Genomic DNA, 24,030 nt, shown 5'->3' with positions numbered 1-24,030 from the left:
TCGTAGACAGCAGTAAAAAGGTCGCAATTGGCCTGTTCGGGATGTGGCTTGGGCTGCTAGAGAACGCGCAACACTGCTTTGCGACCGGAAGGCCCGCCCTATGAGTTCCGATATCCGACTGGCCTTTGCGCACCCGTCCGAGCGCGCCGAGGCAACCTCTGGCAGCGAATTGCGCGACCGCATCTCCCTGCGCGACCATATTCGCGAGGTCGAGATCGGTGCTTTCCAGCAAGAGCGCGGCACCCTGCAACGCATCTGTTTCAACATTGTGGTCGAAGTGCGTCTGCCCGAGCTGACCGGCGCGGGCGGGGTGGATGACGACGTGGACAAGATCCTGTCCTATGACACCATCACCGAAGCGATTGACCGCGAGCTTCAGGCCGAACGGCTGAACCTGCTGGAAACCTTGGCCGCCAAAGTGGCCGAGGATATTCTGGCGGACCCGCGCGCCGCGCGGGTGTTCGTGCGCATCGAGAAGCTGGATCGCGGACCGGGTGCGCTTGGCGTCGAGATCGTGCGGGACCGCGAAATGATGAAAGGCGTGGCGGAACACGCGGCGGATATCGCACCACTGGTGGCGTTTTTGGGCAATGACGTGATCGGGTCGGAAGACCTGACGGCTGCCTTGGATGCGTTGGAGCGTAACGCGGCCCCCGTAATTCTGTGCGTTCCCATGGGCGCGACCGCTGCGCCGCAAGCCGATCATCCGGCTGCGCAACGCCGCATCGACCTGCTGGCGCTTGAGCAGAACGCATGGGTCTTGGCCGCGCGGGATCGTCGCTGCGTGGTGGTGTCGACCCGAACCGAGCTGGACTGGGCAATCAAGCATGGCCAGATGAGCGTCTGGGCCCCGTCGAAGCTGGTGCTGGACGCGACCGACGGGCCGGACGCCGACACAACCGACGCAGTGGTTCTGGCGGACTGGCTGGCCGGAGAGTTCGCCGCCACCCGCACCGTCTCCATCGGGAATATGGCGCGCGGAGCAGGGGAACTGATCACCTTGCCCGACTTGTTGGCATCGGGGTCGTTGCTGCGGTAAGTACGGCCCATGTCAGTCTATTTTCGCCCGATCATCCAAACCGACCCGAAACACCCCGCAGACGCGGTGCCGCTTCATGGCGGCCCGTTGTGGTTCAATATGGTGGAGCCACTGGAGCGCGCTGCGCATCATGCCCTGATGCCTGCCGCCGAATTGCCGACCGTGGTGCTGGATCAACTGACGGTGCCGCGCGTGTTGCCCGGATTGCCGAAAGACCGCGCGGCCTTGATGGGTGTGCTTAATGTCACGCCAGACAGCTTCTCGGACGGTGGCAGGTTCACCGCACCGGACGCCGCCGTCGCGCACGCGCAGGCCATGGTTGCCGCAGGGGCGGACATTCTGGACATCGGCGGGGAAAGTACACGTCCGGGGGCCGCACTGGTGCCGGAGGTCGAGGAAGTCGCCCGCACCGCGCCGGTTATCACCGCGCTGCGTTCCGCTGGGGTCAAGGTGCCGATCTCGATCGACACGCGCAAGGCCGTGGTGGCCGAGGCCGCGTTGTCTGCGGGGGCGACCATGCTCAACGATGTCTCCGCGATGACCTACGACACTGCGATGCCCGCCACGGCCGCACGGTCCGGCGCGCCGATTTGCCTAATGCATGCGCAGGGCGACCCTGAAACGATGCAAAAAGACCCGACCTACGGGAATGTGCTGCTGGATGTGTATGACCATCTGGCCGATCGGATCGCCGCGGCCGAGGCGGCTGGCGTGTCCAAAGACCGCATTATCGTGGACCCCGGCGTGGGCTTCGGCAAGACGCAGGCACATAATCTGGCGCTGATCCGCGGGCTTAGCCTGTTCCATATGTTGGGCTGTCCGGTGCTGCTCGGGGTTTCACGGAAACGCTTCATTGGTAACATTGCCGGGGTGGAACGGGCGGAAGACCGCGCATCCGGCTCGGTATCCGTGGCGTTGGAGGGCATCCGGCAGGGTGTTCAGATCATCCGTGCCCATGATATAGAAGCGCATCAGCAGGCCTTCGCCCTATGGCGGGCCATGCACACATAACCACAATCTTCGCGAGGAAATCGCGGGACCAATGACAGGAATGCCCAATATGGCACGGAAATTCTTCGGCACCGACGGGGTACGCGGCCGCGCAAACACCTATCCAATGACAGCCGAAATGGCGCTGAAGCTGGGCGCTGCTGCGGGGCGGTATTTTCGCAAGGACCAAGGCCGCCACCGCGTCGTGATCGGCAAGGATACGCGCCTGTCCGGCTACATGTTCGAAAATGCGCTAACGGCTGGCTTCACCTCCACCGGTATGGATGTGCTGCTGCTGTCGCCGGTGCCGACCCCTGCGGTGGGCATGCTGACGACGTCGATGCGCGCGGATGTAGGCGTGATGATTTCCGCCTCCCACAACCCGCATTACGACAACGGCATCAAGTTCTTCGGCCCCGACGGGTTCAAGCTGTCCGACGAGGATGAAATGGCCATCGAGGCACTGTTGGAGCAGGATATCCAGCCTGCCCAGTCGCACAATATCGGCCGCGCCAAGCACATCTATGACGGGCGGTTCCGCTATAACGAGCGGGTCAAATCCACCTTGCCCTACGGCATGACCTTGAAAGGGTTGAAGGTCGTGATTGATTGCGCGAACGGGGCCGCTTACGCCACCGCGCCGGAGGTGCTTTGGGAGCTTGGCGCCGAAGTTATCCCTGTTGGCGTCTCGCCAAACGGGTTCAACATCAACGAAGGCTGCGGCTCGACCGATGTGCGGACCGCGGCCGAGGCCGTTGTGGCGCACGGGGCGGATGTTGGCATCTGTCTGGATGGCGACGCCGACCGCGTGATGATGCTGGATGAAACCGGTGCTGTCGCGGATGGCGATCAGTTGATGGCGTTGATGGCGACCCGCTGGGCCGAGGAGGGGCGCCTGAAAGGTGGTGCTCTGGTTGCCACGGTAATGAGCAATCTGGGGCTGGAGCGGCACTTGGAAAGCCATGACATACGGCTGGAACGCACCAATGTCGGCGACCGCTACGTGGTCGAGCGCATGCGTGAAGGCGGCTACAATTTGGGTGGCGAGCAATCGGGTCATATCGTGATGACCGACTATGCGACCACCGGTGACGGCTTGGTGGCAGGGTTGCAATTTCTGGCGGCGATGAAGCAGTTGGACAAGCCTGCGAGCGCCTTGGTCAAACAATTCGAGCGTTGCCCGCAACTGCTGGAAAACGTGCGCTATGGCGAAGGGCAGACACCGCTGGAAAATGCCGCCGTTAAGGCCGCTATTGCTGATGCCGAAGCCGCGCTGAAAGGCAATGGCCGCTTGCTTATCCGCAAATCAGGCACCGAGCCGTTGATCCGCGTCATGGCCGAATGCCAGGACGAGGGCAAGCTGGCGCAGGTCGTGGGCGGTGTCGTGTCCGCGGTGCAATCCGCTACCGCCTGATCATCGCCATCAGCGCGCGCGACTGGCTGAGGCCGATGCCCGCAAGAATGATTGCCAGCGCGAAAAACAGTTGTGGGGGAAGGGTTTCGCCCATGAAGCTCACCCCCAGAATGACGGACCAGACCGGCACTTGATAGCTTGTCAGGCTCATGAACAGGGACCCCGCAGTGGTGATCACACGAACGCGGATGACGGCTGCTAAGGCGGTCGGAAACAGCGCGACATAAATCAGCGCCGCGGTCGGAGTTGCGGGGAAATCGCTCGGCCAGCCTTCTGTGAATGCAGCAATCGGCACCAGTATGACGGCGGCCAACAGCAGCGTTGCCGTCGCGAAAGCAATCGGCGGCATCTTGGGCGCGCGGCGGGTGACCACCGACCCCGCAGCATAGCATCCGGCGGCGGCAAGGCAGGCGATGCGGCCCAACCATTCGTTCTCGTGGCCCGTGGACGCCGCCGCGCCGGGGCCAACCAATATGAATAATCCGACGAAGCCCAATAGCATGCCCAACACGCGGCGGGGCCCGATGCCTTCCTCTTTGGAAAACAGATAGACCAGCGGCAGCACCAGCAAAGGCACCGCGCCCATGGCGACGCCCGCAAAGGCCGAGGGGATGAATTGCTGTCCCCAGCTGAGCAGGGCAAAGGGCAGGGCGACCGCACCAGTACCGATGATGCCAGCGAATATCCACGCCCGCACAGTCGGGATTTTGTGCATGCCTTGGCCCAACATTGCCCCGATGATGGCAAGGGCGACGCCGCCCAGTCCGGTGCGCCATGCGGCGACAGTCCAAGGCCCGAACCCGTCGAGGGAGAGGCGTACGGACATGAACGCACCACCCCAGGTGACGCCAAGGATGATCACAAGAATCCAGTTCAGCAGGCCGGGGTTTTCGGGGGAAGGGGTGCTCATGGCACAAGCGGTAAATGAAAAAGGCGCCTCTTGCGAGACGCCTTTTCCGATTGCAGCCCATAGTTCGGCCAGAGACGAACTGTGCAGCGATTAGTTCTTCGCTTTGTCGACCATTTTGCCAGCGGAAATCCACGGCATCATGCCGCGCAGCTTCTCGCCGGTGGCTTCGATCTGGTGCTCGTCATTGATACGGCGGGTTGCCTTGAAGGACGGCTGGCCAACTGCGTTTTCCAGCATGAAGTCACGCACGAACTTGCCGTTCTGGATGTCTGTCAGAACCGCTTTCATCTTCGCCTTTGTTTCGTCGTATGGCAGGATGCGCGGGCCGGAGACGTATTCGCCGTATTCCGCCGTGTTGGAGATCGAGTAGTTCATGTTGGCGATGCCGCCTTCATAGATCAGGTCCACGATCAGCTTCACTTCGTGCAGACACTCGAAATAAGCCATCTCGGGCGCGTAGCCGGCTTCCACCAGCGTCTCGAAGCCCATGCGGATCAGCTCGACCAAGCCGCCACACAGAACCGCTTGCTCACCGAACAGGTCGGTTTCGCATTCTTCGCGGAAGTTGGTCTCGATGATGCCGGAGCGGCCGCCACCGATGGCGGAGCAGTAGGACAGGCCGATTTCCAGCGCTTTGCCGGAGGCGTCTTTGTCGACAGCAACCAAGCACGGCACGCCGCCGCCTTTGGTGAACTCGCCGCGGACGGTGTGGCCGGGGCCTTTGGGGGCCATCATGATGACGTCGACGCCTTCTTTCGGCTCGATCAGGCCGAAATGCACGTTCAGGCCGTGGGCGAATGCGATGGCCGCACCTTCACGGATATTGTCGTGCACGTATTTCTTGTAGGTTTCGGCCTGCAATTCGTCGGGCATGGTGAACATGATCACGTCGGCCCAAGCTGCGGCTTCGGCGATTTCCATGACCTTCAGGCCTTCACCTTCGGCTTTGGCTTTGGAGGCAGAGCCTTCGCGCAGCGCAACCACAAGGTTCTTCGCACCGCTGTCGCGCAGGTTCAGCGCGTGGGCGTGGCCTTGGGAGCCATAGCCGAGGATGGCGACTTTTTTGTCTTTGATCAGGTTCACATCGCAATCGCGATCGTAGTAAACGCGCATATCGGGCGTCCTTATGATTTGGTTTCGATTGCGGCCAACATACTGGTCTGGCGGGCAGGGGCCAGAGTTGAAGTGACGATGATTTCCGTAAATATGTTGGCTAGTATTCGTCAAGATATTGATTTAGTAAAAAATCATGCTTGATGATGCCGACCGCCGCCTGTTGCGCTATTTGCAATCCGATCCGACCGCCCCTGTGTCGGACCTGGCGGAGCGCTGCGCCATGCAACCCGCCACCGCCGCGCGGCGGTTGGAGAAGCTCAGCGCCAAGGGGATTCTCAAGGGGCAACATGCGGTAATCGACTGGACGAAGCTGGGCTTCGCGGTGGAGGTCTCGTTGCGGTTCACCTTGGACAAGACAGCACCACGTGCCTTTGACGAGTTCCAAGACGCCGCGCGTTTGATCCCTGAAGTGATCGCCATCCAGACCTTTCTGGGCCGTGTCGACCTGCGCCTGTCGGTGATTGCCCGCGACATGACGCATTACCAGAGCCTCTACCGCAACCAGATCCTGACCCTGCCGCACATCGCGGAAGTGGAGGCACTGATGCATGTGGCCACCATCAAGACGACTGAGACGTTACCGATATGAGTTGGGACGCCACAGATTTCACCATCCTGCGGGCGCTTGGGGCAGACGCGACCCTCAGCGCGGGGGCGTTGGGCCGTGATCTTGGCCTCAGCCAGCCCGCCACATGGCGGCGTATCAAGCGGTTGCAGGACGAGGGCGTGCTGGCAGGCCGCCGCGTCGATCTGGATGCGGAGGCGTTGGGGTTCGGTGTTACGGTGTTTCTGGGCGTGAAGCTTGCCACCAAGGGGCGCGTCAGCCTAGAGGATTTCGAGCGCGCGGTGACGGCGATCCCAGAGGTGCAAACCGTGCAGCATGTGCTGGGGCTATATGATTACCGCCTGCGCGTCGTCGCCCGCGACCTGTCCGACTTCGAGCGCGTGTTACGCCGCCGCATTATGACCTTGCCGGGGGTCGGCGATGTGGAGGCCAATGTGTTGCTGAGCGAGGAGCGCTTGGCGGGGCCGTTGTGAACTTGAAACGCTCTACGTTCATCATTAGCGTTACGAAAGTATTAGAAAAAGAATTGCGGTGGAGTTTGATGTGGCAGAACTTCTTTTTGAGATTTGGGAGTGCAAGGAAGAAGGCTCTTTTGAATGTAGTATGATTAGTGAACAAGCTGACCGTTTACGAAAAAACACAAATCCCAATTCTGTACTTCTCTCAACCTTTTCCGCGAGTTCATATTTGGAATCAGGTCAGAAGAACTATGATTTTCACGAATATGGGGACTACGATCTAGGCCCTGTTCCTAACCAATTTTACTCGGAGGAGGACGCCTTAGAGCAGCAAGAGTATCTCAAAGTTAGGGTTGATTGGAAATAGCAAGACGACTGCTGAGCGAGGAGCGGTTGGCTGGGCCGCTCTGAGGTGGCAAATCCTCTTCGAGGATTTGTGCGCAGACTTTCGATGAAAGTCTGGCTGGCGCGGTTTTTGGCTCCGGCGGGCGAGTAAGACCAGTCGTCGCATCTGAAAAATAGCTCGTGCATCCCCCCTCGATCCCCCCTAATTTCCTCCTGAAACTCAGGAGGTTTACCCATGTCTGCATTGCTCGAAAACGTCGATCCCGAAGGTCTGCGCGAATTCTCGGTGGTGTTCACCGACCGCTCGCTCAACTCCATGTCCAAGGCCTTTCAGAAGGTGATGACCGACATCTCGGAGATGTTGAAAGACGTCTACAAGGCCGACAGCGTGGCCCTAATCCCCGGTGGCGGCACCTACGCGATGGAGGCTGTGGCCCGTCAGTTTGCCCGCGACCAGCGCGCGTTGGTGGTGCGTAACGGCTGGTTCTCCTACCGCTGGAGCCAGATCATGGAGGCGGGCGGCCTGCCGTCCGAGGCGACCGTGATGAAGGCCCGCCAGACCGGCAACGACACCCGCGCCCCGTTCGCGCCGTGCCCGATTGACGAGGTGGTGGCCCGCATCCTTGAGGAAAAACCTGCCGTGGTGTTCGCGCCGCATGTGGAAACCTCCGCCGGGGTGATCCTGCCCGATGACTACATCAAGGCCATGGCCGACGCCGCCCACGAGGTTGGCGCGTTGATGGTGCTGGACTGCATCGCGTCGGGCTGCGCTTGGGTGGATATGAAGGCGACGGGCGTGGACGTCCTGATCTCCGCGCCGCAAAAGGGCTGGTCCTCCACGCCCTGCGCCGGGATCGTGTGCATGTCGGAGCGCGCGCGGGAGAAGATCGACGTGACCACGTCCGACAGCTTCTCCATCGACCTGAAAAAATGGCTGACGATCATGGAAACCTACGAGGGTGGTGGCCACGCCTACCACGCGACTATGCCCACCGACGGGCTGCGCACGTTCCGTGACGCCATGTTGGAAACCCGCGAATACGGGTTCGAGGAATTGCGCGAGGCGCAGTGGAAGTTGGGCAACGGCGTGCGCGATATGTTGAAGGCCAAAGGCATCACGTCCGTGGCGGCAGAAGGCTTTGGCGCACCGGGGGTCGTGGTCAGCTACACGGATGATCCCGATATCCAGAACGGCTCCAAGTTCCTTGCGATTGGGGTGCAGATTGCCGCAGGTGTGCCGCTGCAATGCGACGAGCCGGATGACTTCCGCACCTTCCGCATCGGGCTGTTCGGCCTCGACAAGCTCTATGACGTCGATGGAACGCTGAAAGCGTTGCAGGAAATCATGGATACGGTGCTTTAACGGGCGCCAAGTCCCAGTTTCATAAGCGATTTGCGGATCGGGGCGGCGTCATGGATCGCCCCAATACCCGCCGAGCGCAGATCCCTGATCCATGCCGTTTGCGACATGGAGGTGCGGTTCAGCAGGTCAATCCCCATCACCCGTGCCTTCACAGCCAGACGTCGCTTCTTGTCATAAGCGTCGAGCATGGCCTTGCTGCCAAGCGGGTGCAGGCGGGCAAGCTCCAGCAACTCACTCAGGTCAGTCAGTGACATGTTCAGACCCTGCGCCCCGATGGGCGGGGCCACGTGGGCGGCTTCGGCGATCAAGGCCACGCGCTCGGCGCTGAACCGCTCGGCGATCTGGCTGATGATCGGCCAGAGCGTGCGCTTCGAGGCCAAGGTGAGCGGCCCGAACAGGTGGCAGGACCGCTCCGACATTTCTTGGTTGAAAGCGTTTTCGGACAGCGCACAGAGACGGGCGGCTTCAGGGCCTTTTTCCATCCACACGATGGCGGAGCTTGGTTGGCCGTCATGATCGGGCAGCGGCACCAAGGTGAATGGTCCGCCGGTGCGGTGAATCTCGGTTGAAACATTGTTGTGGGGGATCGGATGCGTCACCGCGAAAGCCAGTGCCTTCTGTCCGTAGCGCGTTGTTTTGACATCAATTCCCATACTCTCGCGGATGAGGGAATTGCGCCCGTCCGCAGCGATAACCAGCTGGGCGCTGCGTGTTGTCCCGTCACTAAGCCACAGCTTGGCAGTGGCGGAGCGGGTGAAAATTTTGGTGCAGGCGGTGCCGAGCAAGAATTCGACGTTGGACAATTCCGCCAGTCGCGCGACCAGCTCGCGGCGGATCAGCCAGTTGGGCAGGTTCCATCCGAAAGGCAGCTCCGAGATGTCGGAGGCGTTGAAATCACGGGTGGCGCGGGGTTCGGCGGCCTCACCGCCTGCGTCCACGATCCGCATGGTTTGCAGCGGCATCGCATGGGGGCTGAGTTTGTGCCAGACGCCTGCCATTTCCAGCACCGGAATAGCGGGCTGCAAGAACGCGGTGGAGCGCAGGTCCGCGCCATCCGCATCGCGTTCGGTGATCGGCGGGGCGGGATCGACGCAGGTGACGTTGAACCCTTGGCTGCCGAACAGGCAGGCCGCAGTCAGGCCCGCAACGCCACCACCGGAGATGAAGATATCTGTGCTCATGGGGTGTAACCTATGCTTCGGGCGGGCACTCGCCAAGTGTCAGCGGGTCAGCTGGGTCAGAAAGCCGCGCAGGTCATTGGTGTGGTGGTGAATGTGATCCTGCGCCAGCGGGTCGGGCGCCACATGCACCGTGCGCATCCCCAAAGCGTGCGGTACGGCGAGATTGCGGGGGTCGTCCTCGAACATCGCGGATGTGCGCGGATCTAGCCCGTCTTGTGCGAAGACCTGCTCGAAGGCAGCATGGTCCGGCTTGGGATGAAAATCCGCATGCTCAACGCCGTAAATTGCATCAAATATGCCTGATAAGCCGCGGGCTTTTATGACATTTTCCGCATAGGGCGCTGTGCCGTTGGTATAGATGATTTTGCGTCCGGGCAGGCTGGTGATGGCGTCCCGCAGATGCGGGTCGGACGACAGAACGGTGAAGTCGATGTCGTGCACATCAATCAGGTAGCCTTCCGGTGCAACCCCGTGGATACGCATGAGGCCTGCCAAGGTTGTCCCGTGCTCGCGCCAGTATTTGGCGCGCAGATGGTTGGCCTCTTCACGGTCCACGCCGAGTTCTCGCATCACCCAGTCGATCATGCGAATCTCGATCTGGTCGAAAAGCTGCATTTCGGGCGGATAAAGCGTGTGGTCGAGGTCGAAGACCCAAGTTTTGACATGTGTGAAGTGTTCAGCTGGCATGATTGGGAACGTAGCGCAGATGCGTCGCTGTGCAACCGTGAAAGGTTGCACCATATGGGGGGGGCGGCTAGCTTGGCGCAACAAAAGTGAGAGTTGCGAATAATGTCCATTGAAATGCCCGCCTCAAACGACGCTTACGGGTTGATCCTGCACGCGATTGACACCGGAATATACAAGCCGGGCAGCCGATTGGTGGAAAGCGAATTGGCGGACAGGTTCGGGGTGTCGCGCACGCCGATCCGTGAGGCGTTGCAGCGGCTGGAAACCCAATCAATGCTGACGCGCGACGGGCGGTCATTGATCGTAGCGTCGCTGGACCACAACCAGATGGCAGAGCTGTATACCGTGCGCACCGCGCTGGAAGGGCTGGCGGCGGAACTTGCCGCGCAACATGCCGCTGTGGAAGAGGTTAAGGTGCTGTACGCCATGGTCGAGGAGGACCACGCGTTCCTGTCGGACCCGTCAAAGCTGTCGCAAGCAAACCGGCGGTTTCACCGGCAAATCCATCTGGCGTCGCATAATCAGTTTCTGGTGCAGCAGCTGGACCTTGTTTACCGCTCCATGGCGCTGCTGGCCACGACGTCGCTGGCGGCCGAAGGGCGCGGCGAGGTGGCTTTGGCGGAACATCTGGCGATTGTGCAAGCCATCGAGGCGCGGGACGGGGCTGCGGCGTCAAAGGCGCTACGAGACCATTTGTCCATCGCCTTCCAGACGCGATTGCGGATCGACGCAGGGGCGATCAGTGCCGAGTGAGCCGTCGCTTGCCCCGCCGAACATGCCGTGTTCGGTTTTGTCCCAGTAGAACGGGTTGAACAGCAGCTCCGCCAGTCCTTTATAGGCGGCTACCGTGCCGAAGATGAAGTAAGCGGGCAGGGTGAGAATCCATCCGATATGAGGGCGCTGCCCGATACTTGCGGTGGCCGTGACAAAGACCGCCAGGGTCACGAGTTCTGCCAACAGGAAAAATCCCGACGCTCCGACGACCAAGGCTTTGGGCATCGGATCGAACACGGGGTTCGGCCAGTTGAACAGAAATGTCAGCAAGCTCCACCACAGCACGGGGGCCAAGAAGAATGACATGAGCGTGCTTAGAAACAGGATTTGAAACCCGATGAACTTCCACGTCCCCAACTCGCGCCATAACAGGAGCGGCTTGCGCATGTGGACGCACCACGTCACCGCATAGCCTTTAAGCCAGCGGGAGCGTTGTTTGACCCATGGCCAGACATGGCTGTTTGCCTCTTCCTGAGTGACCGACTGCATCATTTCACACCGGTATCCGCGCCGTGCGAGGCGCATGCCCAGATCGGCGTCCTCGGTCACGTTATGGGCGTCCCATGCACCAAGTTTGACCAATACGTCTCGGCGAAAAAACAGCGTGGTGCCACCAAGCGGAATGGCGAAGCCAAGTTTTTGCAATCCCGGTAGCATGACCCGAAACCAGCCCGCATATTCGAAGAAAAAACAACGCGATAGCCAGTTTGTTTTGGCGTTGTAGAAGCTGAGGATACCTTGCACGCAGGCCAGATCCGCACCACCTTCGGCAAATTTTCGGGCGACCTGATGAAGCTGGTCGGCATCCGGCGCATCTTCTGCGTCATAGACCCCCACAAGCGAGCCGGAGGTGAAATCCAGCGCGTAGTTCAACGCGCGGGGCTTGGTTTGAACACCACCTTTCGGCACCCGCACGACCCGCATCCAGCGGGGTAACCCGCCTTTGGTGAGGGCGTTTTCGGTGACCGTGTCTGATGCCTCCACCACCAGACAGATTTCCAACAGCTCGTGCGGATATGACAGGCGGGCGAGGCGTTTGACCAAGGCACCGGCAATGTCGCGTTCGCGAAACAGCGGCACGAGAATGGATATTTTGGGAAGGCGGAGCGCGGGATGCGGTCCCTTCGCCGGAGCAGGGTGCGGGCGCTTTTTCAACGCAATAACAGCACAGGCAGCCTTGAGCATGCTGTTGAGGGCCAGCGCCAGACTTGCGGCCCCGAAGACGGACCAGATGAGCCATACCGGCGCGAAAAGCGCGCCTGCAACCGAAAGTGCCGCCACCGTCAACAACACGAGCCGCATCGCGCCTGTTGACCAGTTTCGGCAGCTGTCTTGCGGCGCTGTGCGGTGCTCGGCTTGCGCGGCGAGGGTGTCGCCGTATTGGGTGTGGATTGCATTCTGGACATCGCTATGGGCGGCCAGCACGAATTTCGCATCGCTCATCTCGGGCGGCAGCTTCACGCGAATGCTGGCAATCCGTTCGGGATGGGCTGTGGCGATCACCACGCGGTCGCCGCACCGTCGCCACGGCATGAACCCCAGCCGCAAACAGTCCTCTGCAACAAGGAGCGCCGCAAGCCTCGGGTCAGGTGGGGAAGCTTCGAGATTTACCAGATGGGTGCCGTGCTGTTTGGCAAGAATGCGCAGGATGTCCTCTTCCGCGACATGGCCTTGCGCGATCAGGATTTCGCCCAAGGGCACGTTTTGGCGCGCTTGCAGGGCAAGGGCGATGAGCAGCTGCGGAGGAGTTATAAGCCCTTGATCTACCAGCAATTTGCCCAGCAGGGGATGGCTTCTATCACCCCCATCAAGAAGGGTCGCGTCGAGAAAGACCCGCTGATCGGAATGCGCGTCGATCCGAACAGGGGCTTTGAGTGGCGCATTCATCTCGCGGTCTCCGGCGCAGCATATACACCGGAACTCTGGATGATCTAGGTTAAGGGCCGGTTAAGCGGAGACGTTGGCCTTTTCCGCCATGGCCGCAGCGAACCGCTCGAACAGGTAGTAGCTGTCTTGCGGTCCGGGGGAGGCCTCGGGGTGGTATTGCACCGAGAACACCGGACGGTCCGCCAGTCGGATACCACAGTTCGAGCCGTCGAACAGCGAGATATGCGTCTCCAGCACGCCGTCGGGCAGGGTCTGGCTGTCCACTGTAAAGCCGTGGTTCATCGAGGTGATCTCGACCTTGCCGGTATCCAAATCCTTCACAGGGTGGTTGGCGCCGTGGTGGCCGTGGTTCATCTTGATGGTTCTCGCCCCAAGGGCGAGCGCCAGCATTTGGTGGCCAAGGCAAATGCCGAAAACGGGAATGTCCTTTTCCAGCACGCCTTTGATCATTGGCACGGCATATTCGCCCGTGGCCGCCGGATCGCCGGGGCCGTTGGACAGGAACACGCCGTCAGGGTTGTGGGCGAGCACCTCTTCCGCGGTGGCCGTGGCTGGCAGGACGGTGACGTCACAGCCGGCAGAAGCGAGGCAGCGCAGGATGTTGCGTTTTGCGCCATAGTCAATGGCGACGACCTTATGGCCCGCACCTTCGCGCTTGGTGAAGCCGTCGGGCCATGCCCAGCGTTGCTCGTCCCATGTATAGGACTGCGCGCAGGTGACCTCCTTGGCGAGGTCCAGCCCTTCGAGCCCTGCAAAGCCGCGCGCGGCAAGGACCAAGGCTTCAAGGTCGAAATTGCCTTCGGGGTCATGGGCCATCGCCACATGTGGGGCCCCTTGCGCGCGAATGGCGCGGGTCAGGCGGCGGGTGTCGATGCCACCTAGGCCAATGCGGCCCGTTTTGGCCAGCCAGTCGGTCAGCTCTCCGGCGGCGCGCCAGTTGGACGGTTGGGTGGGGTCCCATTTGACAACCATGCCAGAGGCGACAGGATCAGTCGCTTCGTTGTCCTCGTCTGTGACACCGGTGTTGCCGATATGGGGGAAGGTGAACGTCACGACTTGGCCCGCATAGGACGGGTCGGTCATGATTTCCTGATAGCCGGTCATGGCGGTGTTGAAGCACAGCTCGGCGGTGGTTTGTCCCGTGGCCCCGAAGCCGTGGCCGTAGAAAACAGTACCATCGGCCAGAACAAGACAGGCTGTCGGTTTGGCGGTCATGGCGGCTTCTCCCACAAAGCTGGTGTAAAACTTGCCGATATCTACGGGCGGCGACGCGGGGCGTCAACCACGGCTGAGGGCCTTTTTGAACGGCGCAAAGCCACTGTTGTGATGTGCAGGCGTTTTGGGTAAAAGACCCGACTTACGAGGTTTCAGGGAAGGCACCTTATGACTCAGGATCTGCGCACACGCATCACCGACGCGCTAAAAGAGGCCATGAAGGCCAAGGACGCCGCGCGTCTTGGGACTTTGCGGCTGATCAACGCGGCGATCAAAGACCAGGATATCGCCCTGCGGGTGGATGGCAAGAGCGTCGGCGACCCTGAGATTCTGGCGATTCTCGGCAAGATGGTGAAGCAACGCCAAGAAAGCGCGCGTGCTTATGAGGAAGGCGGGCGTCTGGAATTGGCGGAGCGCGAGCTGGCCGAGGTCAAAGTGATCGAGGACTTCCTGCCCGCGCAACTGTCCGAGACCGAAGCCGAGGCGGCGGTTGATGCCGCGATCAAAGACGTAGGCGCCGAAAGCATCCGCGACATGGGCCGCGTAATGGGCGTGCTGAAGGGCAAGTATACGGGACAGATGGATTTCGGTGCCGTTGGCCCGATGGTGAAGACGCGGTTGGGGTAGGGAGACGAAGGTCAATACTGCGGGACCTTGCCGACCTTCTTAAGTTTCAAGCGAAGGGTTGCTTTCAGATCGGGCGGTCCAATAATCGGTGGTTTTGGGTAGGACGGTGAATGCCGGCTCCGAGTGCTTCATGTCGGAATTGGGTTTGCGGTACCCCGTCACGGTTCTTGAGGCAAAACGCATCCTTAGCTAAGCGAGGTTTTTGGTACATCGTAAACCTTGAGAAGACACGAGACGGCAGCCAATACAGGACGAATTAGGGTATCGGAGGTCAAAGCAGCGATCTGCTGCCTACAATTCAATCTAAGTTCACCCAGTGAAATTCAAGCCGCCAATGACATGTACAAATCTTGTGCAATCAGCAGTTTCGCTTCATGTGCTTTCAGGCAAACTCGTGCGGTGCTGCCATATGATTTGGGGTCGCTACGCAGCGCCGGGAAAGCGGCAAAAAGATCTTCGCGAACATTGCCGGAAATAGCGGCAAGACCAACATCACCAGCATAGAAACTCTCAGTCGCGGCCCCTTCAGCATAGATCACCTCGTGGGTGTCAAACATCAAGTGAATGTAGGTCACCAACTGGCATGGCGCACGATATACATTCAGGCCGTCCTCCAGATGTGTGGCCGCAACCAGCACTTCATCCGAGCCAAAATTCAGCTCGCAATTATAGCCCGCGAACAACACGCGGTGCTGGGGCGAGACCAGCAAGGAACGTCGTGCACCAATCACATGGCTTGAGATGCGCACGGGGGCGAAACTTCCCTGGCCCGGAACGGTCGATACACCCACCCAACGCAATGGCTGCGCGCCATGGTCGCGAGTGATCACCTTGTCGCCGGGTTTGAGGCTTTCGATCGGGCGCTCGCCCGCTTCGGTCAAGATCAGAGTGCCGGGGGTGAAACAGATGATGTTCTCGATGTCCGAGAAATTCACCAACGTGCCATCCGCCATGGTGAAATAGCCGGAAGAAGCACCGATATCCGTGCTGGCGGTAAATGTAATATCGTCCAGCGTAACGTCCGGAGTCAGCTGCAGCGTATCATTGTCAGCGCCACCTTCGTCGCCGCCTATGATGGTAATTGTATCGGTGCCTGCCTCGCTTAGATCGGCCAGCGTGAAATAGTCATCACCATCGCCACCATCGGCTGTATCGCCCTGCGCGACGGTAAAGCTGTCATTGCCGTCGCCGCCGAACATACTGTCGGAACCTTCGCCACCGATAAGCGTATCATCGCCCGCCTCGCCAAACAGCGTGTCATCACCAGCGCCGCCATCCAGAGTGTCATCGCCGCCGGTGGTCGGGGCGGGGATAGTTTCAAAATGTACATCCGAAACCCAGACAGCCTGCGTGCCGCTCTGGCCGTTTGCGTAGATGATTTCAATCTGGGAAACCGGCCCTTCGATCTCAATCAACGCCGACCCGCCCGCGCTGTTCGGGTTCTCACCTACGGTTTCGGCGGTGATGGTATTGCCTGAGACGGTATCTCCACCCTCGGGCGTGATTGTCACGGTCACCGGATTGCCATCGGCGTCATAGGCGTTGATCGTTACGATATCAGTATGGTTGCCCGACCCCCAGTCAATGTCGTTGATGCGCAACGCAACATTCTGCACCTCGTCCGACATGCCACTGCCAGATTGGGCCGCAAAATCAATCGTCGTGGTCGATGTAGCCCCATCGCCATCCCCAAAGATATAGGCGCTGGAATTGGGGTCAAACGGCTCGCCGGATTCAACATAGGTCGTGTCGCTGGTTTCAACCTGCAAAAGCGGATTGTTGTTGCCATCGTTCGTCATGCTGACGGAAACATCCATATTGCCGGTGTCTTGGGTAAACCCACCCGCAATATTGGTGCCGTCACCACCTTGTGCATCCCAGTTCAGCGATTCGGCAGTAACATCGGCCAGATCGCTGTCGCCATAGAGCACATCGTCACCGGCCTCTCCCTCCAGCGTGTCATTGCCGGACCCGCCGTAAACGATATCATTCGCGTCCCCCGCTTCGACACTGTCATTGCCGTCACCGGCATTGACCAGATCGGCATCTCCGGATCCACCGCTGCCATCGCCACCGTCAATTACTTCGCCCTCGCCATCACCGACATAACTGGCGTCAATCGTATCGTCACCCGACGTGCCGCTGACAACACCGTCCGGCAATACCGGAACGCCGCTCTCGAAGTTGATCTCATAGGTGCCATTGGGATCGCCACCGTTGAAATCATTGCTCTCATAGGCCAGCAGTTCAGTGGCGTTGCCCGAGCCGTCCAGCAACACATCATTAGCGCCGCCATCGGTCCAGCCCACGTCGGCCACATCGCCGCCCCCGCTGCCGGCCCACTGGATATCCTCATAGATATATTCAACCGTGAAATCGCCGCCGCCGTTGTCGGTCAGCACCACCTGAAACGAGTTGTTGCCGCTGCCCGAATAGGGCGCAACACCGTCCCAAGTCATGGTAATCGTGCCTGCGGCCGGGTCTATGTCCCAGTAGATCTCGCCGCCGGAACCGACACTCACATCGGCAAAGAACGGCGCCAGCATGGGCGTCGTTTCAGCGCCCAGATTGGTTGTGCTGTAATCGGTAAATGCCGACCCGAACGAAATCGTGCCGTTCGAGTTCAGATAAATCTCTGTGTAGTTGGTGCCATAGAAGTTGATGCCGCCCCCGCCGAAGACGGACGTAACATCAATCTCAACCGAGCCGTCATCAACCCCGCCCGCAGCCTTGGGCGCGGATGAGTAAACACCCTCGCCGTATCCGGCCAGCCCCCCCAGACCTGTGTTCATTGTTGGCACTGCTCTGCTCCTGTCTCGCGGCCTTTTGAGCCACCCCTCGTCTCTGGATTGGCGATCTGATGCCACCTGATCCGCTGTCTTCAGAGGGTGCCGTTGATTAGCTTGCACACACTGTTTCAAAATTGATTACAGTTGATCTGAGGCCGCAAAGCAGCGGGATTTAGTCAATTTTTCAGCAAATTAGGGTGATTTTGGGGCAGGTATTCCGTACCTCCCCTCCAAATTTCTCGTTTGAATCCCAAGGGCTTGTAAAGGGGTTTGGCCTTCCCTGTGTTCGCAGACAATTGTGCGTCGCGCAGCAGCGAGAACATTGGATTCAAATGTATGTACCGGCTGGTGTTCGCAAATGATTTCTAGCATGTTCTCGGAGGTCGCTCATATGTATCCGGCCTGTTGATCGACACGCGGGTCATGGTCTTGTTGGAGTGACACACGCGCCGTGAACTCACTAGCGGACATGTCGATTATGACCTTAAGGGCCGTCAGACTCTGGGGGCGCAACAATTCCGTTCCATGCTTTTCTATCTATCGCGAACTCCTTTGGATTGCTGCGGGTTTTTCAGATGCCGATGGCAAGAGCATCGGCGACCCTGAGATGCTAGCGATTCTTGGCAAGATGGTGAAACAACGCCAAGAAAGCGCGCGTGCTTATGAGGAAGGCGGGCGTCTGGAATTGGCGGAGCGCGAGCTGGCCGAGGTCAAGGTGATTGAGGACTTCGTGCCCGCGCAACTGTCCGAGACCGAAGCCGAGGCGGCGGTTGATGCCGCGATCAAAGACGTAGGCGCCGAAAGCATCCGCGACATGGGCCGCGTAATGGGCGTGCTGAAGGGCAAGTATACGGGACAGATGGATTTCGGTGCCGTTGGCCCGATGGTGAAGACGCGGTTGGGGTAGGGGCGTTTCAGGTTTGCTTTGGTCGTATAAGTTTAGCCGGGATCGGCGCGCCAACTGACTGCCTTCGCCAAGCTGACTTCAACCTAGCTGCTCCACAATGACGTGTATTGCCCAAGACACCCGATGCGCCCAGATTGGTTGTCCGTTGTGTTCGGGCATAATTTCCAAAATGTGCGATGCTCGGATGGGCGCAGGTTTTCAACTTGCGTCCTTAACTGAGGGTGACGGCAGTTCGAGCCAACCCAAACAGTCATCCGGCAGAAGTATCTAACATCAACCGCTTAGGCGACGGCTTGGGGCTGCGCTGTTTGTTGCCAGCCAGCAGGTGCAGTTAAATTTTGAAATTGGTGCCGCTTGGGGCATACTCCCGACATTAAATCATTAAATTTTAGTGGAGTTTTATTATGATTGGACTATCGATTGCGATCACCGGCGACGGGCAGTTATTTCAGATATGGCCCAGCCACGCAGGAAAAAAGTTCCCTGCGGCAACCATCTATGACCGCAGCGCCAAGGTAACGGCTTTCCGCCAAGCTGAAGTCAACCTTGGTAAGGAGGGGCATTTGAATGCCGCTGGACAAGCCTCTGCAAAGCGCACTGCGTGGAACCTTGCCAACCCACCAGCCGTAGATGTCACGCTTTCGTTTAAAGGTCCGGTGCAAAACGGGACTGTGAAGGTTAAGTGCAAGAATGGTGTCGAAAAAGTATTCCAAGTCCGGCTTCAAGCGCTGGATGACAAGTCGATCCAACAGGCCTTTGCTCAAGTCGATGCCGCCATTACGAGTTGCAAGATTCGTGGGGCTCGGGTCTGCTAATAGTGCACAAGTTTTCCCGGATGCGCCTTTCGAGAGGCTTGAATTAATGGCGGTTTAAACCGCCAAGAACCGCAGCTTCTCCTCTAGTTCTTCCTTCAATTCGAGCCGCTCCTCGGGCGTCAGGAACGCGCCCAGCTCTACCTCTCGCGGGCCGCCGCGCAGGGTGAGGTAAGCGGCGACAGGTTTGTCGTGCGACACCACCTCCACCCAGTAGGGATTGGTTGCCCAGTCCTGCCGCCTGCCATCCGGCTCGCGGCGCACAAGGGTGATGTGGTCGGGCCAGAGGCTCAACTCCTCCACCAGATGACCGGAGCGATAGCTGCGCATGATGAAGACCCAGAGCAGGGTGACCGTCAGCACCAGAAACGGCAGCAAGACCCAGATAGCGGCGGTGCCGATCAGGGGCAGCAGCGGAAAGGTGAGCATGACGCAGGTGATCGCGATGAAGAACACGAAGCCACCACGCGGCAGGGAGCGGTGGGGCCAAAGGACAACGCGGTAGACCGGCGCGCTGCCGTCGTAAGTAGAAAGGGCCTCGGGATAATCCGAGGCCCCTTTTGTCAGGTTTATGCGTTGGATTGGCATGGCCGGTTAATGGCTATGGCCTTTGTCCCAGTCCGACTGCTTGGGCAGGATCTCGAACGTGTGCTCTGGTGGTGGGCAGGGCAGGGTCCATTCCAGCGTGTCGGCATACTCGTTCCACGGGTTGTTCTCGGTAACCTTGCGGCCCCATTTCAGGGTGTAGAACAGAACGCCGATGAAGAAGATGAACGACGCAAAGGACAGGAACGCGCCCCAGCTCGACACATAGTTCCAGTAGGCGAAGGCCTCCGGGTAGTCGATGTAGCGACGAGGCATGCCTTGGCGACCCAGGAAGTGCTGTGGGAAGAACGTCAGGTTGGCCCCGATGAACATCGCCCAGAAGTGCAGCTTGCCAGCCCATTCAGGATACATGCGGCCCGAGAACTTCGGCAGGTAGAAGTAGATCCCTGCGAAGATACAGAACACGGCGCCGAGGCTCATCACGTAGTGGAAGTGTGCCACAACGTAGTAGGTGTCGTGATAGGCGCGGTCGATGCCAGCCTGAGACAACACAATGCCGGTAACCCCGCCCACGGTGAACAGGAACAGGAAGCCGAAGGCCCAGAGCATTGGCGTTTTCAGCTCGATCGAGCCGCCCCACATAGTGGCGATCCACGAGAAGATCTTGATGCCTGTCGGCACCGCGATCACCATTGTGGCCATCATGAAGTAGGACTGCTGCGACAGGCTCATGCCGACGGTGTACATGTGGTGTGCCCACACGACGAAGCCCAACGCGCCGATTGCAACCATCGCGTAGACCATCGGCAGGTAGCCGAAGACCGGCTTCTTGGAGAAGGTCGCGATGATGTGGCTGATGATGCCAAAGCCCGGAACGATGATGATATACACCTCTGGGTGGCCGAAGAACCACAACAGGTGTTGGTACAGGATCGGGTCGCCGCCGCCTTCAGGCTGGAAGAAGGTGGTGCCGAAGTTCCGGTCGGTCAGCAGCATGGTGATTGCACCGGCCAGAACGGGCAGGGACAGCAGGATCAGCCACGCGGTTACGAAGATGGCCCAAGAGAACAGCGGAACCTTGTGCAGCGTCATGCCGGGGGTGCGCATGTTCAGGAAGGTGGTGATCATGTTGATCGCGCCAAGGATCGACGACGCACCGGACATGTGAACCGCGAAGATGGCGAAGTCCATGGACATGCCCGCCTCGGAGGTGGACAGCGGCGCATAGAGCACCCAGCCAACGCCGGAGCCAAGCTGGTCGTTGCCGCCGGGGGTCAACAAGGAGGCCACGGCCAGCGAACAGCCAGCCACATACATCCAGTAGGACAGGTTGTTCATGCGCGGGAACGCCATGTCAGGCGCGCCAATTTGCAATGGCATCAGGTAGTTACCAAAGCCGCCGAACAGGGCAGGGATCACGACGAAGAACATCATCAAGATGCCGTGGCCGGTGATCAGCACGTTCCACAAGTGGCCGTTCGGGGTACAGTCAGCAACAGCGGCAGCTGTCAGACGTGCGCCTTCGAGACACATGTATTGAACGCCGGGCTCCATCAGCTCCATCCGCATGTAGACGGTGAAGAGGACAGACACCAAGCCCATCAGGCCGGCGGTGAAGAGATACAAGATCCCGATATCTTTATGGTTTGTGGACATGAACCAGCGGGTGAAGAACCCCCGCTCGTCGTGGTCATGTTCCTGGATGGCGGCGTCGGCCATGCGATTCTCCCGTTTCCACTCGTTTTGCGCAGAGCTGTTGGTCCCTGCACGAAGATCGGGGCAGACTCGCCCCGTTATTATTCGTCTGTTTTAGAGACGATAGGCGGGAGGGGCAATGTTTCAACCACCTGAAACACGCGCAAAATGTCGCATTTTATGCGAATGGCCGGACGCAAGCCCGACCATTTGCGCAGGTCTAGATGTCTGTGACCTGGCCAACCGCCAGCACTGCGCCTGTCGGCGCACCCGTCGGCGAGCCGCCCAGTGGTTCGTCCGAGATGGCAAGCACAAGGCTGGCAACGTCACCGCGCAGATTTTCAGGCAGGACCAACTGGCCTTTCTGGCCTTCCGGCAGAACACCCAAAGAGACAGGTGGATTGTCGCCCGCGATGGCCCAAAGCTCCAGCGCCCGATCCGGTGCCGCAGAGCCTGTGGTGCGATTGACCTGCACACTGCCCGTGTCCGCGTCATAAACCGCCAGAACCCGTAGGCTGTCATCGCCCGCCGCGATTTCCGACACAAAGAGCGCGCCGCGCTCGGCCGCTGGGAGTTGCGGGGCTGGGACGGGGGAAGATTGTGTGATCAGCATCACCGCCATCACAGCCGCCGCAGCCGTTGCGACAAAGCTTGCAGCGCGCCACAACCCGACACGCTCCCATAGGGAGGCCGCGGCAGGGGACTCGCCGAATAAGTCGGCAAGCAGCGCGACTTTGACCGCACGCGACGGCGTTTCTTCGGCGATTTCATCGGCGAGGGGGGCAAACTGGTTCACAGTTTCGGCGACCAATTCTTCAAGATGCCGGTCGTCGAGCATTCGCGCCTCGAACGCGGCTTCCTCGTCCTTGGACAGCAAACGCAAGGCGTATTCTGCGGCGAGGGCGCGATCTTCTTCCGGAATTTCGGGATGAGTGGTCATTGGGCCATGCACTCCCGAAGACTGATTAAACTGCGGCGCAACCACGTGCGCATGGTGTTTAGCGGCACATCAAATCGCGCGGAAAGGTCGGCATAGCTCAGCCCGTCTAGGTATGCCCCGCGCACGGCGTCGCGCTTGTCGGCCTCTAACTGCTCCATGCAGCCCATGATCTGGCGCGCGTCACTGGAGGCCACGGCGGCTTGCTCCGGCGTCGGGCCGGACGCAGGCATAGTGTCCATCACATCAGCGACGTCACTTTCGGTCTTTGTGGCCCTCAGCCGGTCGATGGCTGTGTTGCGGGCGATGGTGATTAGCCAAGTCATTGGGCTCATCCCGTTTGATGAATATCTATCTGCGTATCGCCAGACCTTCATGAATGTCTCTTGCAAGACGTCCTCGGCGCTGGCCCTGTTCTTCAACACACGCAACGCCACGCCTAAAAGTTTCGCGCTGGTCGCATCATACAGGTCGGAGAACGCCGAACGGTCGCCCAAAGCGACACGGGAGATCATGTGTTCGATGTCAGAGTTTGAAGTCATATCAAAGGGTTCCATCGTCTACTTGTGTCTTACGATTGCATAAAGAAAATTCTATGGCCAGAGATTGTATGGGGCGTGGAGGATGTGAGATTTCAGAAGCTCGCCTTTCAAGTAGGGTGATTGAAGCCGCAGCAAACGCAAATGCGATATGAACACACAAAGATGCCGTTTGATCCTCTAAATTAATTGATTTAAAACAGTGACTTGGTGAATTTTTAATAGAATTTCGCATTTTCCTGAAACTCTCGGCGCGTTTCTTGCGTGAATTCAGTCAGGGGCTGAAAAGCAAAACGGAGAGATAGCATGACGAAATTGCTTGAACAGATGGCAAACCTGCTGCCAGCCCCGCTAATCACGCTGCCCGAGGATTCCAGCGTCGCGCGACCAATCCTGACGCGCGACGAGGTCGAGGTTTTGTTTTCCCGCGAGCTTGGTCGCCAGCGCTTTCACTGAACCTGTCGACTGATTAGGGACCGAAAACCGTATCGAACTGGTTTCGCAACGCGACATCCAGATCGCCCATTGTGACGGGAAGACCCAAATCAACAAGCGACGTCACCCCGTGCTGGCTGATCCCGCAGGGGACGATGCCGCTGAAATGCTCAAGGTCTGGCTCGACATTGATCGACAGCCCGTGAAACGTGACCCACTTGCGCAGACGCACGCCGATGGCGGCGACTTTGTCCTCGGCCAAAGTGCCGTCCGGTTGAAGCGGTTTGTCAGGACGCTCGACCCAGACACCGACGCGGCCCTCGCGGATATGGCCGGTCACGTTGAATTCTGCCAGTGTCGCAATCACCCATGCTTCCAGATTTTGTACGTATTTCCGTACGTCACGGCCCCGCTTGTTCAAGTCCAGCATGGCGTAAGCCACGCGCTGGCCAGGTCCGTGATAAGTGTATTGCCCGCCGCGCCGCGTCTGGTGCACAGGAAACCGGTCTGGAGAGACCAGATCGGCCACATCCGCGGAGGTGCCCGCGGTGTAGAGCGGCGGGTGTTCCACCAGCCAGATGCACTCAGACGCCGTACCCAGATGGATCGCATTGGCGCGGTCTTCCATGAAGGCAACCGCCTCCGCGTAGTCCGTTAACCCGTTACTTGTGATCCATTCCACCATATTATCGGCTTTTTCTCCTGAGGCTTTCGCCTGATTTCACGCCTTTTTGCTAGGCCAAGCTTTGGTCAACGTGTTACGCTAAGGAAAGTGTTTTAGTTGCGTATTAGGAGGAAA

General features: G+C 59.4%; 22 protein-coding genes and 2 pseudogenes. 12 read left to right on the top strand and 12 right to left on the bottom strand.

Going from position 1 to position 24,030, the window contains the following annotated elements:
- The first annotated feature begins 100 nt into the window (after window positions 1-100).
- Genes BUB72_RS01570 through glmM form a run of 3 tightly spaced genes read left to right on the top strand, consistent with a single transcriptional unit; the run spans window position 101 to window position 3,443 of the window.
- Complete coding sequence (locus BUB72_RS01570) at window positions 101-1,039, top strand: dihydroneopterin aldolase (RefSeq protein ID WP_073139478.1); 939 nt, start codon at window positions 101-103, stop codon at window positions 1,037-1,039.
- Window positions 1,040-1,048: 9 nt separating this feature from the next.
- Window positions 1,049-2,050 carry a dihydropteroate synthase gene (gene folP / locus BUB72_RS01565; protein WP_073139475.1) on the top strand — a complete coding sequence of 334 codons (1,002 nt, stop codon included), beginning with the start codon at window positions 1,049-1,051 and terminating at the stop codon, window positions 2,048-2,050.
- Between the two features lie 49 nt (window positions 2,051-2,099).
- Window positions 2,100-3,443 (top strand): phosphoglucosamine mutase, encoded by a 1,344-nt coding sequence (gene glmM, locus BUB72_RS01560; protein WP_073139472.1) that lies wholly within the window; start codon window positions 2,100-2,102, stop codon window positions 3,441-3,443.
- On the opposite strand, the gene BUB72_RS01555 is transcribed toward glmM, so the two are convergent.
- Entirely contained in the window at window positions 3,433-4,353 is a 921-nt protein-coding gene (locus BUB72_RS01555) for a DMT family transporter (protein WP_073139468.1), read from the bottom strand. The two genes, glmM and BUB72_RS01555, sit on opposite strands and share 11 nt — an antisense overlap.
- 90 nt (window positions 4,354-4,443) lie before the next feature.
- Entirely contained in the window at window positions 4,444-5,466 is a 1,023-nt protein-coding gene (ilvC, locus tag BUB72_RS01550) for a ketol-acid reductoisomerase (RefSeq protein WP_073139463.1), read from the bottom strand.
- A gap of 136 nt (window positions 5,467-5,602) precedes the next feature.
- On the opposite strand from ilvC, the gene BUB72_RS01545 reads away from it, so the two are divergent.
- The 4 genes from BUB72_RS01545 (at window position 5,603) to BUB72_RS01530 (ending at window position 8,200) form a co-directional block, all read left to right on the top strand.
- Complete coding sequence (locus BUB72_RS01545; protein ID WP_073139459.1) at window positions 5,603-6,058, top strand: Lrp/AsnC family transcriptional regulator; 456 nt, start codon at window positions 5,603-5,605, stop codon at window positions 6,056-6,058.
- Complete coding sequence (locus tag BUB72_RS01540; protein WP_073139455.1) at window positions 6,055-6,507, top strand: Lrp/AsnC family transcriptional regulator; 453 nt, start codon at window positions 6,055-6,057, stop codon at window positions 6,505-6,507. Before BUB72_RS01545 ends, BUB72_RS01540 begins: the two co-directional genes overlap by 4 nt.
- Window positions 6,508-6,577: 70 nt before the next feature.
- On the top strand, window positions 6,578-6,859 hold the full coding sequence (locus tag BUB72_RS01535) for a hypothetical protein (RefSeq protein ID WP_139250584.1): 282 nt from the start codon (window positions 6,578-6,580) through the stop codon (window positions 6,857-6,859).
- Window positions 6,860-7,072: 213 nt separating this feature from the next.
- Window positions 7,073-8,200, top strand: a complete 1,128-nt coding sequence (locus tag BUB72_RS01530) for an aminotransferase class V-fold PLP-dependent enzyme (protein ID WP_073139448.1) — start codon at window positions 7,073-7,075, stop codon at window positions 8,198-8,200.
- Here the strand turns inward: BUB72_RS01530 and BUB72_RS01525 are convergent.
- A complete protein-coding gene (locus tag BUB72_RS01525) occupies window positions 8,197-9,381 on the bottom strand; it encodes a UbiH/UbiF family hydroxylase (RefSeq protein ID WP_073139444.1) in 1,185 nt (394 codons plus the stop codon). The genes BUB72_RS01530 and BUB72_RS01525 overlap by 4 nt on opposite strands.
- Window positions 9,382-9,420: 39 nt before the next feature.
- The gene (locus BUB72_RS01520; RefSeq protein WP_073140454.1) at window positions 9,421-10,068 is read right to left on the bottom strand and encodes a pyrimidine 5'-nucleotidase; all 648 of its coding nucleotides are present in this window, start codon (window positions 10,066-10,068) and stop codon (window positions 9,421-9,423) included.
- 102 nt (window positions 10,069-10,170) lie between these two features.
- On the opposite strand from BUB72_RS01520, the gene BUB72_RS01515 reads away from it, so the two are divergent.
- On the top strand, window positions 10,171-10,821 hold the full coding sequence (locus BUB72_RS01515) for a GntR family transcriptional regulator (protein WP_073139441.1): 651 nt from the start codon (window positions 10,171-10,173) through the stop codon (window positions 10,819-10,821).
- Here the strand turns inward: BUB72_RS01515 and BUB72_RS01510 are convergent.
- Window positions 10,750-12,729, bottom strand: coding sequence for a glycosyltransferase family 2 protein (locus BUB72_RS01510; RefSeq protein ID WP_073139437.1), 1,980 nt, complete (start codon window positions 12,727-12,729; stop codon window positions 10,750-10,752). The genes BUB72_RS01515 and BUB72_RS01510 overlap by 72 nt on opposite strands.
- Window positions 12,730-12,789: 60 nt before the next feature.
- Window positions 12,790-13,944: a glutamine-hydrolyzing carbamoyl-phosphate synthase small subunit gene (gene carA / locus BUB72_RS01505; protein ID WP_073139434.1), complete on the bottom strand. Its 1,155-nt coding sequence runs from the start codon at window positions 13,942-13,944 to the stop codon at window positions 12,790-12,792.
- A 168-nt stretch (window positions 13,945-14,112) separates the two neighbouring features.
- Between carA and BUB72_RS01500 the strand changes: the two genes are divergently transcribed.
- Window positions 14,113-14,571, top strand: a complete 459-nt coding sequence (locus tag BUB72_RS01500) for a GatB/YqeY domain-containing protein (protein WP_073139431.1) — start codon at window positions 14,113-14,115, stop codon at window positions 14,569-14,571.
- Window positions 14,572-14,894: 323 nt separating this feature from the next.
- On the opposite strand, the gene BUB72_RS19145 is transcribed toward BUB72_RS01500, so the two are convergent.
- Window positions 14,895-17,363: a Hint domain-containing protein gene (locus tag BUB72_RS19145; protein WP_073139427.1), complete on the bottom strand. Its 2,469-nt coding sequence runs from the start codon at window positions 17,361-17,363 to the stop codon at window positions 14,895-14,897.
- A gap of 583 nt (window positions 17,364-17,946) precedes the next feature.
- Between BUB72_RS19145 and BUB72_RS01490 the strand changes: the two are divergent.
- Window positions 17,947-18,267 (top strand): annotated as a pseudogene (locus BUB72_RS01490) (GatB/YqeY domain-containing protein); the annotation flags it as partial.
- 404 nt (window positions 18,268-18,671) lie between these two features.
- Window positions 18,672-19,082 (top strand): hypothetical protein, encoded by a 411-nt coding sequence (locus BUB72_RS01485; protein ID WP_073139423.1) that lies wholly within the window; start codon window positions 18,672-18,674, stop codon window positions 19,080-19,082.
- A gap of 54 nt (window positions 19,083-19,136) precedes the next feature.
- Here the strand turns inward: BUB72_RS01485 and BUB72_RS01480 are convergent, their stop codons facing one another.
- From BUB72_RS01480 to BUB72_RS01465, 4 genes are all read right to left on the bottom strand, one after another.
- A complete protein-coding gene (locus BUB72_RS01480) occupies window positions 19,137-19,667 on the bottom strand; it encodes a DUF2244 domain-containing protein (protein WP_073139420.1) in 531 nt (176 codons plus the stop codon).
- Between the two features lie 6 nt (window positions 19,668-19,673).
- Window positions 19,674-21,344 carry a cytochrome c oxidase subunit I gene (gene ctaD, locus BUB72_RS01475; protein ID WP_073139417.1) on the bottom strand — a complete coding sequence of 557 codons (1,671 nt, stop codon included), beginning with the start codon at window positions 21,342-21,344 and terminating at the stop codon, window positions 19,674-19,676.
- A gap of 196 nt (window positions 21,345-21,540) precedes the next feature.
- Window positions 21,541-22,260 carry an anti-sigma factor gene (locus BUB72_RS01470; RefSeq protein ID WP_073139412.1) on the bottom strand — a complete coding sequence of 240 codons (720 nt, stop codon included), beginning with the start codon at window positions 22,258-22,260 and terminating at the stop codon, window positions 21,541-21,543.
- Complete coding sequence (locus BUB72_RS01465) at window positions 22,257-22,799, bottom strand: sigma-70 family RNA polymerase sigma factor (RefSeq protein ID WP_073139409.1); 543 nt, start codon at window positions 22,797-22,799, stop codon at window positions 22,257-22,259. The genes BUB72_RS01470 and BUB72_RS01465 overlap by 4 nt, the downstream gene beginning before the upstream one ends.
- A gap of 303 nt (window positions 22,800-23,102) precedes the next feature.
- On the opposite strand from BUB72_RS01465, the gene BUB72_RS18735 reads away from it, so the two are divergent.
- A complete protein-coding gene (locus tag BUB72_RS18735; protein WP_175549105.1) occupies window positions 23,103-23,252 on the top strand; it encodes a hypothetical protein in 150 nt (49 codons plus the stop codon).
- A 13-nt stretch (window positions 23,253-23,265) separates the two neighbouring features.
- Here the strand turns inward: BUB72_RS18735 and lipB are convergent.
- A pseudogene (lipB, locus tag BUB72_RS01460) lies at window positions 23,266-23,925 on the bottom strand (lipoyl(octanoyl) transferase LipB); the annotation flags it as partial.
- Window positions 23,926-24,030 lie beyond the last annotated feature (105 nt).

The organism is Litoreibacter ascidiaceicola, from assembly GCF_900129235.1.
GTDB lineage: Bacteria > Pseudomonadota > Alphaproteobacteria > Rhodobacterales > Rhodobacteraceae > Litoreibacter > Litoreibacter ascidiaceicola.
The sequence above is the reverse complement of the archived record's forward strand: the minus strand, read 5'-3'. Positions and strand labels throughout refer to the sequence as shown.